Source organism: Streptomyces sp. 549 (genome assembly GCF_030124175.1).
Lineage (GTDB): Bacteria > Actinomycetota > Actinomycetes > Streptomycetales > Streptomycetaceae > Streptomyces.
This window is the reverse complement of sequence record NZ_JASKMT010000001.1, coordinates 1-15,995: the sequence shown is the minus strand read 5'-3', so window position 1 is coordinate 15,995 and position 15,995 is coordinate 1. Positions and strand designations below refer to the sequence as shown.

Genomic DNA, 15,995 nt, shown 5'->3' with positions numbered 1-15,995 from the left:
AGGAGAGCACCATGACCCAGCAGGACACTCCGCAGCCCCAGGTCACCTTCGTGAACAGGTTCACGGTGTCCGGGAGCCCGCAGGAGTTCGAGGACGCCTTCGCGCGTATCGCGGCCTTCATGAAGGAGCAGCCGGGCATCATCGGCTACACCCTGTCCCAGGACGTGAAGGACCCCCAGCGGTACGTGAACATCGCCCGTTGGGAGCACGCCGGGGCGCTGCGCGCGGCCGTCGGTCACCCGGACTTCCAGAGCCACGTCAAGGAGCTGCGACAGCTCGCACAGAGCGAGTCCGAGCTGTACGCAGAACGGCACCGCTATCTCGACCGCACCGCGTGAACCACATCCGGTTCGGTAATCCCCTCCCGAAGAACACGTGAACAGGCCCTGAAATGACAGAAGTCGAGCGCAACGACAACAACGCCCAGTACATCCGCATCGCGGGTGCGCGCGAGCACAACCTGAAGGACGTGTCGCTGCGGATCCCGAAGAACAGGATCACGGTGTTCACCGGCGTCTCCGGGTCGGGGAAGTCGTCGATCGTGTTCGACACCCTGGCCGTGGAGGCGCAGCGGCAGCTCAACAGCACCTACGACTGGTTCATCCGCAACCAGTTGCCGAAGTACCAGCGCCCCCACGCGGACGTCATCGAGAACCTGACCGCTCCGGTGGTCGTCGACCAGAAGCCGGTCGGCGGCAACGCGCGGTCGACGGTCGGCACGATGACGGACCTCTACTCGTCGCTGCGTGTGCTGTTCTCGCGCCTGGGCACGCCGTACAACCCGCCCTCGGCGTACTCCTTCAACAACCCGCAGGGCATGTGTCCGGACTGCGACGGCCTCGGCCGGATGCGCCGGGTGGACGTCGACCGGCTGCTCGACCGGACGAAGTCGCTCGACGGGGGCGCGATCCAGCTCAGCACGCACAAGCCCGGTGCGATGGACTGGCAGATGTACGCGAAGTCCGGGCACTTCGACACCGCGAAGGTGCTGAGCGACTACACCGATGCCGAGTGGGAGATGCTCCTGCACGGCAGCGGCGGCACCGTGAAGGTGTCCACGACCAACACCACGGCGACCCTCAAGTACGAGGGCGTCGTGGCCCGTTTCGCCCGGACCAACCTCAAGCGCGACCTCGGCTCGCTCAGCGAGCGCGGCCGGGCCAACATCGAGCGGTTCATCACGCTGGGGGAGTGCACGGGCTGCGGCGGCACCCGGCTGAACCCCACCGCGCTCGCCACGACCATCGCCGGCCGCACCATCGCCGACTGGACGCGGATGGAGATCAGTGACCTGATCAAGCTCCTCGACGGGATCGACGACCCGGTCGCCACCCCTATCGCCGCGGGGATCCGCACCGGCTTCGAGCGCATCGAGGGCATCGGCCTCGGCTATCTCTCGCTGGACCGGGAGACCCTGTCGCTCTCCGGCGGCGAGGCCCAGCGGCTGAAGACCGTGCGCCACCTCAGCAGCAGTCTGGTCGGCATGACGTTCATCTTCGACGAGCCCAGCACGGGCCTGCACCCGCGCGACGTGGGCCGCCTCAACGGCCTGCTGCGGGAGCTGCGGGACATGGGCAACACGGTGATCGTCGTCGAGCACGATTCGGACGTCATCGAGATCGCCGACCATGTGGTCGACGTGGGCCCCCGAGCGGGCGACCACGGCGGGGAGATCGTCTTCGAGGGCAGTTTCCCGGAGCTGAAGCGGGCCGACACGCTCACCGCCGTCTGTCTGCGCCGCACCGCGGACGTGAAGGCGGACGTCCGCCGCCCGACGGGGAAGCTCGCGGTGGAGAACGCCGACCTCCACAACCTCCGCAACGTCTCGGTCAGCATCCCGACCGGAGTCCTCACGGCGGTCACCGGGGTCGCCGGATCCGGAAAGAGTTCGCTGATCACCGGAACGTTCCTGGACGCCTACCCGGACACGATCCTGGTCGACCAGACGGCCATCAGGGCTTCCGCGCGGTCCACGCCCGCCAGCCACCTCGACATGATGGACACGATCCGCAAGCTCTTCGCCAAGGCCAACGGCGTGCCGGTGAGCCTGTTCAGCTTCAACTCGGCGGGCGCCTGCGACGAGTGCAACGGGCGCGGTGAACTCGTCGTGGAACTCGCCTACATGGACCCCGTCCGAACCCGGTGCGAAGTCTGTGAGGGCCGACGGTTCAAGGAGGAGGTCCTGGCCTACGAGCTGCGCGGGAAGTCCGTCGCCGATGTGCTCGACCTGTCCGCCGAGAGCGCCGTCGAGTTCTTCACCGAGCGCGAGGTCCTGGACAAGCTGACCGGCCTGACGGACGTCGGCCTCGGCTATCTCACCCTCGGGCAGCCGCTGAGCACGCTCTCGGGCGGCGAGCGCCAGCGCCTGAAGCTCGCGGGCCGGCTGCACGGCTCCAAGTCCGTGTACGTCCTCGACGAGCCGACGACGGGCCTGCACATGTCCGACGTCGACACCATCGTCGGGCTGATGAACAGCCTGGTGGACCGGGGCAACACGGTCATCGTCATCGAGCACAACCTGGATGTCGTCCGGCAGGCCGACTGGGTGATCGATCTCGGGCCCGGCGGCGGCAAGCACGGTGGCCAGGTCGTCTTCAGCGGCACGCCGAAGGAGCTGTTGGAGGCGGACGGCACCGCCACCGGGGAGTACCTCCGCCGCTACCGGTCCGCCTGAGCAGGGCACTTGACGCAGGAGGAGCGGGTCCACCGACCGGTGGACCCGCCCCTCGGCGTGGGCCGGGCCAGATCGCCGCTGTCGGCCATCCTCCGCAGTCCCGTGTACTGAAGCGCGGTGTAGACCGCCACGATCAGCGCGCCGATCAGCAGGAACACCACCCCGAACCCGTCGAGCGGCACGAAGCCGGTGAAAGCCGTCACCACACACCCGACCGCGCACAGGGCGTTCACCGCGACCACGGTCCTGGCCAGGGCGGGCGGGATCACCGGACAGCCCGCGATCAGGGCGAGGCAGCCCGCCCCGCCGACCTGGAAGCCCCCGAAGGCCACGGCGAAGGCCACCGGCACCCCGGTCGCGGAACCGAGCGGCACGGCGGCCGCGACCAGCACGACCCATCACGGCGGTGCTCACGCTGTCGACGCGCAGCACCAGACGAAGAATCCGGGCGGCGTCCCGTGCGGGGGCCACCTCTGCGGACGGAGCGAGGGCGTACGTCATCTCGGATCTGCTTCGGCCGGCGGGTCGATGACACCGTGCCACGAGGCAGGGGCCGGACTCCATGACCTCCTGGGTCATGCACTCCTGCCCGGCCTTGGCGACCCGGCCTTCACGACCCGGGATCCATGGATACGGGGAGGTCATGGAGATCGAAGAGCCGCCCCGCGTGGGCCCGTTGCTCCGCACCTGGCGTCGTCGCCGCAAGCTCAGCCAGCTCGACCTGGCCCTGAAGGCTGGCTCCTCGACCCGGCGCCTCTCCTGCGTGGAGACGGGCCGGGTCGAGGAGCCAGCCGAGCCGGAGATGGGCCTTCGGCTCGCCGAGCACGTCGACGTCCCGCTGCGGGACCGCAACGGCACATTGCTGGCGGCCGGTTACGCCCCCGCGTACCGGGAGTCGCCGCTCGACAGCGAGCGGATGGCCATGGTCCGCTCCGCGACCTCACCACCTACCGGCATCTGCACCCCGAGCGGGCCGCCGACGGCAACTGGTCCGCCCCCGTCGAGCTTCCGGAGGCCGGCGGCTACCGGGTCTTCGCCGACTTCGCCCCCCGACGTGAAGAACGCCGAGGGCGTCACCCTCGGCGCGGATCTCGCCGTATCGGGCGAAGCGCGCCCCGAGCCGCTTCCGGAGGCCGAGCGGACGGTGACCGTCGACGGATACGAGGTGACGCTCGACGGATCGCTGCGCCCGGGAGCTCAAGCTGGGGGTCGAGAAGTACGGCAAGCCGGTCACCGACCGCCAGCCCTACCTCGGCGCGTACGGCCACCTCGTCGCGCTCCGCGCCGGCGACCTGGCGTACCCCGGTCGTCCACCCGAACGGCGAACCGGGCGACGGGCGGACGGAGCCGGGACCGGAGGTCTCCTTCACCGCGACCGCCCCGAGCAAGGGGGCCTACCGCCTCTTCCTCGACTTCCGGTACGAGGGGAAGGTCCCGTACGGCCGCCTTCACCGTGCACGCCGGGGGAGCGGCACCTGAGGGATCCGTGCCTGAGGGCGGGGAGTCCGCCGGGCACGGGCACTGACGCGCGGGGTTCGCCGCTCGGCGGCCCGTAAGGCGGCCGGTGACGCGCAACCGGTGGTCGACGGGAGGTGTACACACGTGCCATCTCGCTGGAGTTCTCGTGAAGTTCAGACGGCTCGGTCCAGGCACCTCCGAACGGACGGAACCATCCGATGTCGGCTTGTGGGAAAGGATGTTGATGGTGCGGCAGGCGGGTAAGCGCCTCTGCCGAGGGGGTGCGGCACTACTTCCGAACCGCGCTCCTTGCAGGCCCTGTCATGGCGGACGAGCGCGTCTCGGGGGCCGGTCGAATCCCGCTCGACCTCGGACAAGGACCCCGCCCCGGGACACTAGCCTGCGGCCATGACCTCGATACTCGTCACGGGCGCGGCAGGCTTCATCGGATCGCACTTCGTCCGGCACTGGTTGCGCCGGTACCCCGATGACACCGTGGTCGCCCTCGATGCGCTCACCTACGCCGGCTCGCTCTCCAACTTGGAGGACCTCGCCGACCGTGTGGTCTTCGTCCAGGGGGACATCGGGGACGAAGCGCTCGTACGTGAACTCCTCGCCGAGCACCGGACCGAGAAGGTCGTCAACTTCGCCGCGGAGTCGCACAACAGCCTTGCCGTACTGGACCCCGGGCGCTTCTTCCGCGCTAACGTCCTCGGTACGCAGGGGTTGTTGGAGGCGTGCCGAGCGGTGGGCATCGAACGCTTCCACCACATATCCACTTGCGAGGTGTACGGAGACCTCGCCCTCGACTCCGACGAGATGTTCACCGAGACGAGCCCCTACCGCCCCCGCACCCCCTACAACGCCAGCAAGGCCGGGGCCGACCATGTGGTCCGGGCCTACCACGAGACGTACGGCCTGCCCGTGACGATCACCAACTGCGCCAACAACTACGGCAGTCACCAGTTCCCCGAGAAGGTCATCCCCCTGTTCACGACCCGGGCGCTCGACGGTCGGCGTCTGCCCGTGTACGCCTCCAGTGGCAACCGCAGGGAGTGGATCCACGTCCAGGACCACTGCGCGGCCGTGGAGACCGTCCTCCTGAAGGGAACGCCCGGCGAGATCTACCACGTCGGCACGGGTGTGGAGGCCAGCGTCGATGAACTCGCCGACCTCGTGCTCGACGAACTCGGCCTGCCGCGGTCTCTGAAGGAGACCGTGCCCGACCGCCCCGGCCATGATCGCCGCTACCTCCTCGACTCCAGCCGTATCCGGCGCGAACTCGGCTGGGAGCCGCGGATCCCCTTCGCGGCCGGAATCCGGGAGACCGTCCGCTGGTACTCCGAGCACCGTTCCTGGTGGCTTCCGCTCATCGGCCGCAGCCCGGTCGTCGAGAACGACTGGAGCGCGGCCGGATCCCGTTAGCCGGAAGCCGGCTCCGGCGCGCCGCGCCGGCAACGCGCGAACCCCCTGGCGGGCGGTGTGCCCGGCCAGGGGGTTCGCATGGGGTCAGAACGCGCCGTCCGTGCGCCTCCTGGCGCGTCGGTGGACCAACAGTCCGACACCAACGAGCGCCGCTGCCACGAGAGGTACCGACATCACGGTGATATGGTGCCGCCGCCCGGCTCGACGGCGAGCCAGGCCGCTCCGGACTGGGAGTGGTTGCCAAGCAGCGACGGGTCCTGCGCGGCCGGGGCGAAGTCCTCGGTGCCGTAGACGGTCAGCGTGCCGTAGTTGTCGTTGGCCGCTTCGGAGAGGTCCCCGCCGTCCTGCCAGACGACGAAGGCCCGGCCGCTCGCCGTGTCGAAGGCGGCGTCGCGCGCCAGATCCTTGCCGACGAGCGTCTTGACCAGTGTGCCCGCGGCGTCGAAGACCAGCACGGACCGGTTGACCCCGACCCACACCGCGCCGCCGGCCGGGTCCGTCTCGGTGAATCCGGCCATGCCCTGCGCACCGGGCAGGTCGAAGGAGCTTCAGCACGTGCAGCCCGCGCTCGTCCACGTCGGCGGTGTCGGGGAGGTTGTCCGCACCGACGTACAGCTTCTTCGAGTCGGGGTGCAGCAGCAGATCCAGCGGCTTGCCGGCCGAGGTGAAGTCGGCGGCGGCCTTGTACGAGACCGCCCCCGCGGGCACGTCGACGCCCTCGCCGCCCGGTTCGCCGGGCTCCTGGCCCGCGACGGGTATGCGGACGTCCTGCGTACGCTCGCCGGCGGCGCGGTGGTCGGCGCGCGTCACGAGGGAACAGGACACTTCGGCGCAGTAGAGACCGTCGCCCATCACCGTGATCTCGATCTCCACGTCGAAGGATCCGCCGGGTCCGGAGGCCTGGGCGAGTTCGCCCTCGTAGGGGTCGCCCGAGGGCACGATCCACTGCGAGGTCTTCGAACCGCCGCTCATGTCCGTGCCGCGGAGGCAGGGGGAGGGTGGACTTGATTCGCTTTGACGGACATCGGAGATCAGGGGCTTCGGTCCCGGAAGGATGATGTCCATCATGGAGAGCATGGGGAAGACGAAGCCTCGCCCTCGCCGCTCGTTCACGACGGAGTTCAAGGCCGAGATTGTCGAGCTGTGCCGACGTGGTGACCGTTCCGTCGGTCAGATCGCCAAGGACTTCGACCTGACCGAGACCGCGGTGCGGGACTGGGTGAAGCACGCTGAGGTCGACGCGGGTGAACGGGAAGGCCTGGGCAGCGGCGGCGCTGCGGCGGGAGGACCGCAGACTGCGGGAGGACGTGGAGATCCTCAAGCGTGCGACGGCTTTCTTCGCGAACGAGTTGCTCGGCGTCGGGGTCCTGAACGCCGACGAGTTCCGGCTCAACCAGCTCATGGGCAACGCGGGCGGCTCGGCTTAGGGGAGCGGCGCGGCGGCGCACGGCGCGGGCTCGATGCCGCTGCACAACCCCAAGTTCGGCTCGGTGCTGGTGCAATTCGGCCTGGACGTGCGGGTGGCGAACCGGGTGCGCACCTCGCGTACGGAGGTGGCGGTACGCGAGGTGACGCTGCCGCGCCCGGTGATTATCCGCATGCCCCTCCCGGCCGCCGGTCGCCTCCTGGCCACCCATCCCACGGCAGTCACGGATCCGGGCGACCACCTGGGACTGAGGCTGGCGCCGCCGTCCCCGACGGGGCCCTGGAGACGGGCGCTGAGCCCGTACGAACAGAACCGGGCTCGCCGAAGGACCGCCCCCACCGATAGGTCGGCGAGGGCGGTCCGTCATACGGCGGTCTCCGTCATGAGGAGGTCGGTTCCGTGCCGTTACTTCCCCTGGAGGGAAAGGCCCTCTGGGGAGACCAGGCCCTTGACCGGGTCGGCGCGGAAGGTGGCGACCCAGGCCACAGGATCGCAGCCCTTGCCGTTGGGGTGTTCCTCGGTCAGCTGGGCCTGCTTGGTGTCCTTGACCGGGCTGCCGCCCTTCACCGGAGTCACGGTCAGTTCGACCGGCAGCTTCTTCGCCCCGATGTCCTGCGGAAGCCGCACCGACAGCCGTCCGATCGGATCGCTCGGGTTGCCGGACGCGCGCTCCTCGCACGAGCCGTCCACGCAGGCCCGGATCATCGCCCCGCCGGAGCCCTCGAAGTCGGCCGGGCGCCAGACGACGGAGACCTCCGAATCCATGTCGGCGAGCGTGCAGTTTCCGCTCTGCCCCGATGCGCACCCGGCCAGCGCGGCGACTGCCACCAGTGAGAGGAATACCTTGCGCATGTCAGCCCCTCGCCACCGTGCCGGGGAGCGCCGAGTGGGCGAGCCCGATGTCGGTGAAGACGAGGTGGCAGGGGTCGAGGAGGCCGCCGCTCTTGTCGCCTCCGCCTCCACCGCCGCCGGAGATGATGCCCTTCGCATACGCCCTGCCCTTTCCCTCGACTGTATAGACGGGCCCGCCCGAATCACCCTTCCTGACGCACGCGCTTTCGGTCTTCTTCGCCACCACCATGTTCCTTGCGACGGTTCCTGATTCGTACTTCACGGTGGCCTGCGTTCCCGTCACCTTCCAGCCACACCGTTCCCCGGTGACCATGCCGCCGGTGCAGACCTTGTCGCCCTTCTGGGCCCAGCGCTTCCACCGGTCGTGCACGACCCGCGACTTCGTCGACCGTTCGCCGCCACGGAAGATGCGCGCGGCGGCCTTCTCGGGACCCAGCACCCGGTAGAGAGCGAGATTGCCGGCGAAGTACTTATGCCCGGCCAGCTTGACGGTGCCCTTGCTGTTGTTCCAGTTGTCGCGGACCACGGGACCGATGTAGTCCTTCTCACTGGGGTTCACGATGGCGCCGTTGCCGGTGGTGCAGTGGCCCGCGGTGAGCATGTACCACTCGCCGTCGCTACGCCAGGGGAAGCCGGCCGTGCACCAGGTGGTCTTCGACGTCGTCAGGTAGGACTTGATCCGGGCCCCTCCGTAGTACGGGGAGGTGTCGGAGTACCGGTCGACCGGCTCGATCGTCTCGACGCCCGCGGTGAGGTGGACGGCCACCGTGTCGGTGCCGTACCGCTCGCCCAGGGCGGTGACGAGTGCGCTCCCCGCATCGGGGGTCTGCACCACGACGCGGTTGCTCTCGGCGTCCACGAAGGCCGCGTGCAGCCCCGTCACACCGGGCAGCTCCGCCTCCGTGAGTAGGAGCACCTCGTCCCGTACCGACTCCAGCGCCTCGACACTGCGCTCCACGATTTCGGCCCTCGGCGCGACCTGCTGGGTCACCGTAGGGGCCGACGGGTCGGGGGTCTGCGGCGTGTCGTCGTCCTCCATCTCGTACGACTCCTCGCCCGTGGTCTCCTCGTCCTCGTCCGCCGGGAGCGCGGGGACCTCTTCGGGGGCGTCGCTCTCCTCCTCCGGCGCGGCGGGCTCGGGGAGTTCCTCGCCCGGGGCGTCCGTGCCCTCATCGGCCGGTGCCTGCCGCACATCGATCGGTACGGTCGCCTGTGCGACGGCCGAGGGGTCGGCCACGGGAGCGATCAGGTCGCCCGAGGTCTGGTCGATGTACGGCGGCGCGAAGTCCGCGGGCGCCGCCGCGGCGCGGGCCTGGGCCAACTCCAGGGCGTACGCCTGGGCCGGAGTGGACTCCTCGCTGCCGTCCCCGAACCCGCCGTCGATGATCTCGACGCGGTCCACGACCACCGCGACCGGCTCGGCCTCCGGCGGGGTGGGGGTGCCCTCGAAGCGTGCGCCCACCTGCCGGCTGCCCTTGCCGGCCAGGGACGAGGTGTCCCACACCAGCTTCGGAGCCACACCACCGGTGAGCGGCACCGGCCAGGTGACCGCGGTGCCTTCGGCGGGGTAGGTCACCTGGGCGGCCGGTATGACCTCCCACGGATCGGCGGCCGAGGCGCGCTGGAGGAAGGTGACGTTCTTGAGGGACGCCGGAGCGGTGACCCCGAGATCGACCGAGCCGACGAGGACTTCACCGTTGGCCGGAGCCGTGACCGCGGCGGTGCCCACGTGGAAGCGGCGCTCGCGGGGGGCCGAGACGTTCCCGGCCCGGTCGGTCGTGGTGACGAGGAGGGTGTGGCTGCCCGCCGTGGCGGGGGTGATCCTCAGGTCGGTCGACCCGCCGTTGATGGCGACGGAACGCGGTGTGCCGTCGCCGAGCGTGTAGGAGAAGCTGACGGAGTCCGTGCCGTCAGGAAGGACGGTGAACGTGCCGGCCTGACCCGGTGCGCCGGACCAGGCGTCGGCCGGGTAGTCCGTCGAGCCGACGGTCGGAGCCCCGGGCGGGGTGGTGTCGACGGTGCAGCGGAAGTGGGCGGTCGGGCCGCCCTTGCCGGCGCTGTCGATACCGCGGACGTGCAGGTACCAGACGCCCTCACCACGCGTTGCCGTGTGCGTGGTACCGGTCGTCTCGGGCTGGGTGTCCGGCACGGTGCCGGGGTGCTGGTCAACGACGATGCTGTAGCCGTTCTCGGCTCCGGCGGCCAGGGCGGTCCAGGAGGCGGACAGGGCGCCGCCCCGGTAGGCGCTGGTCTGGTCGGGGTGGGAGGACGAGCTGATCACCGGGGTGGGGGGCAGGGTCCGGTCGACCGTGAAGGCCCGATGGGCGGCGGTGGAGGACCAGTTGCCCGCCTTGTCCTTGGCCCGTACGTGGAGGTACCACGTGCCGTCGGAATCGACCGTGACCGTCCGGGAGGTCTCCGTCTGCACGGTGCCGGCGGTCGGCGGAAGGGTCCCGGGGCTGCGGTCCAGGGTCACCGCGTATCCGGCCACGCCGGAGACGTCGGTGGGCGCCGACCAGCTGAAGGACGCCGTCTGGCTCCCGTAGGGGCTGTCCGGGACCGGATGCGTGGTCGACTGGAGGTTGCCCGGTGCGCCGGGCGCGGTGGTGTCGACGTTGAAGCTCAGATGCTTGGTGGCGGACTGTCCGGACCGTGCCCCGCGCGGTCTTCCCCGGCCCGATGTCGCGCACGGTCGCGGTCTCGTTGGCCATGGCTCCGCCGTCGTCGCTCATGAAGGTGATGATGACAATGTAAGTCAGGCTCTCCGGGCCCTCGTTGGTGACCTCGAAGTCGTCGCTGGCCCACGCGTCCGGGACGAGGCGATCAGCGGAGACCGCGTATTCGTGGCTGGGCGAGGTCGAGGCGGAGGCTGACGGGAGGGTCAGCGAAGTGATCCGTACGCCGTCCTTCCCCGGATCGTCGACCTGCGTGGAGGACGACGATCCGGCCGCCTCGGGAGCCTCCGCGCCTCCGGTGCCCCCGACACCCGCGCGCTCCGTCCCGCAGGCCGTGAGCAGCAGGGCGGTCACGGCGAGGGTCCCCAGGAAGGGGGCGGTCCGGGCCAGTGCCCGAAGGATCTCGGTGCGAAGCCCGAGACGGCGGCGATCTGCACGGTCACCTACGAGGGGCTCACGGGTGGAGTGGGATGTGTCCATCGGGGGAGAAGGGCTGGTCGGACAATGTCGTGAAGTACCAGGCACGGCCTCGCCAGGGTCTCCTCACCCGCGACGGCCTGGCGCACGTGATGTTCGGGAACAACTCCAGCGCCGGCGGCCAGCTCGCGGAGGGGCGGGTACGTCATTTGCCGGTAGGTTCGCCCGCGACCGATGCGCCGAGCCCTCCGCAGTACCAGCGCCACCGTCACCCGTCTGAAGGGGTAGGCGGACCTTCGACTGCGGCCTGCCAGCGTCTCGGGTGGACCGTCGCCGCGGTCCGGCATCGAGGTCGCCAGGGGAGTGCACTTGTCGCCACGACAGGGGATCGTTGCAGGTCAGGTGCCTGGTCGGGGGTGGGTGGTCGCGTGGTGGTCGCAGGGTTTCACGCGGAGTGAGGGACACGGGAGGTGTTCGTCCACCGTTCAGGTTCGCAGGAAGTGATCGTGATGCGCTCCGCTACCGGGCGGGGGCGTGTCTACCGCCGCTGTGGCTGCCGGGACGCCGAGCGCCGGCAGCTGGGTGCGCGCTGCTCCCGCCTCGCCGTCGACCCTGAGCACGGTTCGTGGACGTTCGCCGTTGACGTCCCTGATCCCGAGCGCGCTCGCTCCACCGTGCGGCGCGGCGGCTTCTCCAGCCGTGATGACGCGCACGCGGCACTGGTCCGGTTTCTTCAGGGCGCGGACGCCGGCTTCAACGCCGACCCGAACCAGACCGTCGCCGGCTACCTCACCGCATGGCTCCAGGCCAAGCAGCTCACCCTGAAGCCGACCACGCTCGTCCGCTACCAGGACTACGTCGTGCACGACCTCATCCCCGCGCTCGGGCACGTACGTCTGGACGAGCTGGGCTACGCGCACATCGCCGCATTCACACGGCGCCAACTCGCCGACGGCCGGGGAAAGGTGACCGTTCACCGCTGCCTGGCAACGCTGTCCAGCGCGCTTGGTGATGCCGTCCGTCACCACCGCATTCCCGACAACCCCGCACGCCCCACCGCCATCCGCCGCCCGCAGGCAGCCGAACGCCGCATCTGGACCGTCCAGGAGGCGGTCACCTTCCTGGACTTCTGCCACGTCCGCGACCCGCTGTTCGCCGACCTCGTCGAGGTGCTCATCGGCACCGGCATCCGCAAGGGCGAGGCTCTCGGCCTCCAATGGAACGACGTCCACCTGTCCCAGCGCGTCCTCTACATCCGCCGCACACTCTCCGCCATCAACAACAACCAACTCCTGCTGACCGCGCCCAAGACCCGTAGCAGCAAGAACTGGGTCGCCATCTCCCCTCGCGTCGCACGCGCACTCCGCCACCAGGCAACAAGCCGGACACGGGAGCCCGGCGGACACTGCGAGTTCGTCTTCCACAGAGACGACGGGCGGCCTGTGCACCCCGAGTACGCCCTCAACCACTTCCACCACCTCTGCCGGCAAGCCGGAGTGCGCCGCGTCACCCTCCACGACCTACGCCACCTCTCAGCGACCATCTCGATCACCGCGGGCATCCCCCTGGCCGTCGTCTCCAAGACCCTGCGGCACTCCACCCTCTCCACCACCGTCAACATCTACGCCCACCTCACCACCCAAGCAGCCCGCCAAGCCGTCGACGCCATCAACCACACCCTCGACCACGCCACACCCCCGACCGCCACACCGGCCCCGCCCGCGACCACCGACCAGGAAGCCCTCAACGAAGCACAACCAGCCGACCAGCGGCGCATCCCCACCGCACACCCGCACCACTCACCCCGGCGCTCGAGGGCGCGACCACCATGCGACCACCACACCCGCACAAACGGGAAAGGCCGCCCCCGCATTACTGCGGAGACGGCCTACGACCTGCGTAAAAGCTGGTCGGGACGACAGGATTTGAACCTGCGACCCCTTGACCCCCAGTCAGGCCGAAGCTACTGGCTTCCAGCATCGCCCTATGCTCCAGGCAAGGTCAACCGTGCACTCGCGTCCGCAGGCGTCCAGCGGTGCACGTACCCGTTGTCGCTCAGTTGGTCGCTCAAGGGAGCTGTCGTATGAGCAGCCCCTCACGTCAAGGCGAGGGCAACATCGATTCGGGCAACCTACATGACCCTGAGCTGAACGATCTTCTGCAGGTGACAGGCGGAAGGCCGTTAGACTGATCAGATTCGATGAGAGAAGAGCGCTGCTGGGCGTGCTGGGGTGACCGCTGACCCTTGCTATATGGCTAGCAGGTTGCTGTGACGGAGTGAGGCCGCGTGGCGTTTTCCTTTGGGGTGTCTGAGCTGACGTTGGCTGACGGGACTATTGTAAGACCTCCATTGGATGGAATGACCCTCTTCACGGGGCCGAACAATAGTGGCAAGAGCCTGCTACTCCGCGAGCTTCTCACCTTGCTGAGCAATTACCCCGGAAGGTTTGAGCCGCGTCACTGGGTAAGGGGGATCGAAATCTATAAGGAGGGGTCAGGGCAAGAGTTTATTTCATGGCTTAATGGGCGGGGTTATGGTGCTCGACTGAATAGGGCTCGAGGGCAACATGTTCTGCCAGCTCACCCTGATGGTGAGGAATCGGGACTCGAAGTGTCCGAAGCCATGAGGGAATGGGAGGCATCAAGGCTTAGCTCGATCTCGTATCTTCTGGTCAAAAAGTTCTGGACGGAAACGCGCCTCGGTAATCAGACCGACAGTGCGTACTGGGACCAGACAAACCCGCCCAGTCATCCGACGCAGCGCCTATGGGAATCGAAAGATCTACAAGCTCGATTTTCTGCTCTTTTTGAGCAGGCTTTCGGTGAAGCAATCGCGATCAATCGATACGTGCCTTCTATTCGACTGCAAGTAGGGGATCCGGGTCAGGAAGATTGCCCGCCACCGGCGCCTCCCTCGCTCCGAGAAGCGTACGAGTCTCTCCCATTCCTTAATCAACAAGGTGATGGCGTCAGGGCATTCTCCAATATTCTGCTCCACTCGTTCGTGTCGCCTGTGCCAATAATTGTTATCGATGAACCAGAAGCATTTCTGCACCCCCCGCAGGCGCGACTGCTCGGCAGGTATCTAGCCCTCCACATCCCGTCGCCCTGTCAGATTTTCGTTGCGACGCATAGCGCGGATTTCTTGAGTGGCGTTCTTGAAGGCAAGACTGCTACGAGTAGTCCAGCGCGGCCCTTGGTGCTCGTTCGCATGTCGCGAGCGGGACGCACCTCTGCAGCACGAACCTTGGATGCTGAAACAGTAACGGAAATCCTAGACACGCCTCTGCTTCGGTACTCCAACATCGTCTCTGGACTATTTCATGATGGTGTTGTGCTGAGCGAATCAGAAGGGGATTGTCAATTCTACGCAGCAACGTTCGACGTGGTGCACGCCGATGGGCGACACAAGAATTTGACGTATCTGCACGTGAATGGGAAAGCGCGTCTTACGGAAGCGGCCCAAAAACTGCGCACGTGTGGAATCCCTGTCGCCGTAGTCACGGACTTCGATTTTCTTAACGATGTATCGAATATCAAGAAGGCGTTGCGGCATCTCGGCGGTCGCTGGGAAGAAGTCAAAGATGACGTCCTAAATCTCCAGGCGTATGTGCAGTCGTCCGTTGTTACCAGGCCAGCAGTTATCATCAAGGATAACATTACAAGAATCATCGGAAGCGTCTCAGGGAATGTGCTTCTAAGTCAACGACAGATTGACGAAATTGCCTCGGAGCTGCGGTTGGCAAACGGTTGGAAAACGCTCAAACTGGGAGGTTTGAACGCGCTTTCAGGTGACCCGTATAATGCCGCGCTTCGACTGGTTGAATATTTTCAGAACCTAGGGCTCTTCATTGTTCCGGTGGGGGAGCTTGAGTGCTGGGTCAGGGAAGTTCCTGGAGCCAACAAGAAAGCGTGGCTCACTCAGGTTTTCGACGGGGGGTCCTATAAGAGCCCGAGTTTGGAATTGCGAACCTTCGTGATCAGAATCTCCGACTACCTTACGAGTCCGACGTAAGATGTGCCTAGCCAGGCAGCAGCAGGTGCCCTCCCGGCATCCGCAGACGCGGCATGGCATCCGCAGCCGCTATGCTGGCCACACCCTGTGGAATGGAGAGTGCTTCGCTAATGGGGCCGAAGACGACCAAGGTCTACAACACGCTTCGAGAGCGCCTCGCTTCAGGGCAATATGCCCCTGGCGACAGATTTCCCTCGGAGCGTACTTTGGCAGAGGAATTGGGCATCGGTCGGACAGCGCTAAGGCAGGTGCTTGTCCGACTCGTGTCTGAGGGGGCGCTGGAGGTTCGGGGTAGGAGTTCATATCGCGTTCCGGGCCCGATGAGTGTGCAGTCTCCTCAGGGGCTAGAGCCGTGGCGCATCCATGGTGAGCGAGACGTCTATGACAATCGTTGGGTCAAGCTCCAGCTATGGGACGTGGAGCCGCCCGGCGTTAAGCGCTTTGAACACCACGTCGTCAAGCTTCAGCACGTCGCCATCACGGCGGTCTTGGACGATCGGGATCGTGTCCTGATGATGTGGCGGTACCGCTTTGTCCCGCAGCAGTTCGGTTGGGAACTTCCGGGCGGCATAGTGGACGAGGGTGAGGAGCCAGCGGACACGGCGTTGCGGGAAGTTGTGGAGGAGACTGGCTGGCGGCCGAAGTCAGTGGAGCATGTGATCAGCTATCAGCCGATGGTGGGGATGGTGGACTCCCCGCATGACGTCTTCGTCGGGCATGGTGCGGAGCACGTGGGGTCACCGACCGATGTTGAGGAAGCGGGGCACGTTGAGTGGGTTCCGCTGTCTGACATCCCGGGCCTGATGGCTCGCGGTGAGCTGATGGGTTCCGGCACTCTCGTCGCGCTGCTTCACATCCTGGCGAACCGCGGTAGGGCTGGCACTACAGCCGGGCACTGAGGAGATCGATACGGCGGCGCTGCCGCACCGAACCGGTGCGGCCGGCCAGCAAGCGTGCCTGCCTCAAGTGGGTGTTCGCGTCGTCGTATTCAGTGGACGTTAAGTCCGTTTCTGATAGCGGCCTCGTCCGGGTTGGGTGAGGAAGCCTTGGCGG

Annotated in this window: 10 protein-coding genes and 3 pseudogenes; 9 read left to right on the top strand and 4 right to left on the bottom strand. The window is 67.5% G+C overall.

All coding sequences use genetic code 11. The features are described 5' to 3' along the window. Positions 1-11: 11 nt before the first annotated feature. On the top strand, positions 12-338 hold the full coding sequence (locus QNO07_RS00060; protein WP_283989177.1) for an antibiotic biosynthesis monooxygenase family protein: 327 nt from the start codon (positions 12-14) through the stop codon (positions 336-338). Between the two features lie 53 nt (positions 339-391). Continuing rightward, the gene (locus tag QNO07_RS00055; RefSeq protein ID WP_283989176.1) at positions 392-2,674 is read left to right on the top strand and encodes an ATP-binding cassette domain-containing protein; all 2,283 of its coding nucleotides are present in this window, start codon (positions 392-394) and stop codon (positions 2,672-2,674) included. Here QNO07_RS00055 and QNO07_RS00050 read toward each other — a convergent pair. After that, a complete protein-coding gene (locus QNO07_RS00050; protein WP_283989175.1) occupies positions 2,659-3,066 on the bottom strand; it encodes a hypothetical protein in 408 nt (135 codons plus the stop codon). The genes QNO07_RS00055 and QNO07_RS00050 overlap by 16 nt on opposite strands. A 238-nt stretch (positions 3,067-3,304) precedes the next feature. Here QNO07_RS00050 and QNO07_RS00045 point away from each other — a divergent pair. After that, positions 3,305-4,199 (top strand): annotated as a pseudogene (locus QNO07_RS00045) (DUF8832 domain-containing protein). Between the two features lie 341 nt (positions 4,200-4,540). Beyond that, positions 4,541-5,557 (top strand): dTDP-glucose 4,6-dehydratase, encoded by a 1,017-nt coding sequence (gene rfbB, locus QNO07_RS00040; RefSeq protein WP_283989174.1) that lies wholly within the window; start codon positions 4,541-4,543, stop codon positions 5,555-5,557. Positions 5,558-5,739: 182 nt separating this feature from the next. Here the strand turns inward: rfbB and QNO07_RS00035 are convergent. Continuing rightward, positions 5,740-6,556, bottom strand: a pseudogene (locus QNO07_RS00035) (YncE family protein); the annotation flags it as partial. A gap of 76 nt (positions 6,557-6,632) precedes the next feature. Here QNO07_RS00035 and QNO07_RS27635 point away from each other — a divergent pair. Together QNO07_RS27635 and QNO07_RS00030 are read left to right on the top strand one after the other, a co-directional pair. Next, positions 6,633-6,791, top strand: a pseudogene (locus QNO07_RS27635) (transposase); the annotation flags it as partial. A 10-nt stretch (positions 6,792-6,801) separates the two neighbouring features. After that, positions 6,802-6,984: a hypothetical protein gene (locus QNO07_RS00030; protein ID WP_283989173.1), complete on the top strand. Its 183-nt coding sequence runs from the start codon at positions 6,802-6,804 to the stop codon at positions 6,982-6,984. Between the two features lie 404 nt (positions 6,985-7,388). On the opposite strand, the gene QNO07_RS00025 is transcribed toward QNO07_RS00030, so the two are convergent. Beyond that, positions 7,389-7,835, bottom strand: a complete 447-nt coding sequence (locus QNO07_RS00025; RefSeq protein ID WP_283989172.1) for a lipoprotein — start codon at positions 7,833-7,835, stop codon at positions 7,389-7,391. A 1-nt stretch (position 7,836) separates the two neighbouring features. Next, the gene (locus QNO07_RS00020; protein WP_283989171.1) at positions 7,837-10,326 is read right to left on the bottom strand and encodes a S1 family peptidase; all 2,490 of its coding nucleotides are present in this window, start codon (positions 10,324-10,326) and stop codon (positions 7,837-7,839) included. A gap of 1,110 nt (positions 10,327-11,436) precedes the next feature. Here QNO07_RS00020 and QNO07_RS00015 point away from each other — a divergent pair. The 3 genes from QNO07_RS00015 to QNO07_RS00005 all read left to right on the top strand — a co-directional run bounded on the left by QNO07_RS00015 (position 11,437) and on the right by QNO07_RS00005 (position 15,841). Beyond that, positions 11,437-13,014, top strand: a complete 1,578-nt coding sequence (locus QNO07_RS00015) for a tyrosine-type recombinase/integrase (RefSeq protein ID WP_283989586.1) — start codon at positions 11,437-11,439, stop codon at positions 13,012-13,014. A gap of 272 nt (positions 13,015-13,286) precedes the next feature. Continuing rightward, entirely contained in the window at positions 13,287-14,942 is a 1,656-nt protein-coding gene (locus QNO07_RS00010; RefSeq protein WP_283989585.1) for an AAA family ATPase, read from the top strand. Positions 14,943-15,052: 110 nt separating this feature from the next. After that, complete coding sequence (locus QNO07_RS00005) at positions 15,053-15,841, top strand: NUDIX domain-containing protein (RefSeq protein WP_283989584.1); 789 nt, start codon at positions 15,053-15,055, stop codon at positions 15,839-15,841. Positions 15,842-15,995 lie beyond the last annotated feature (154 nt).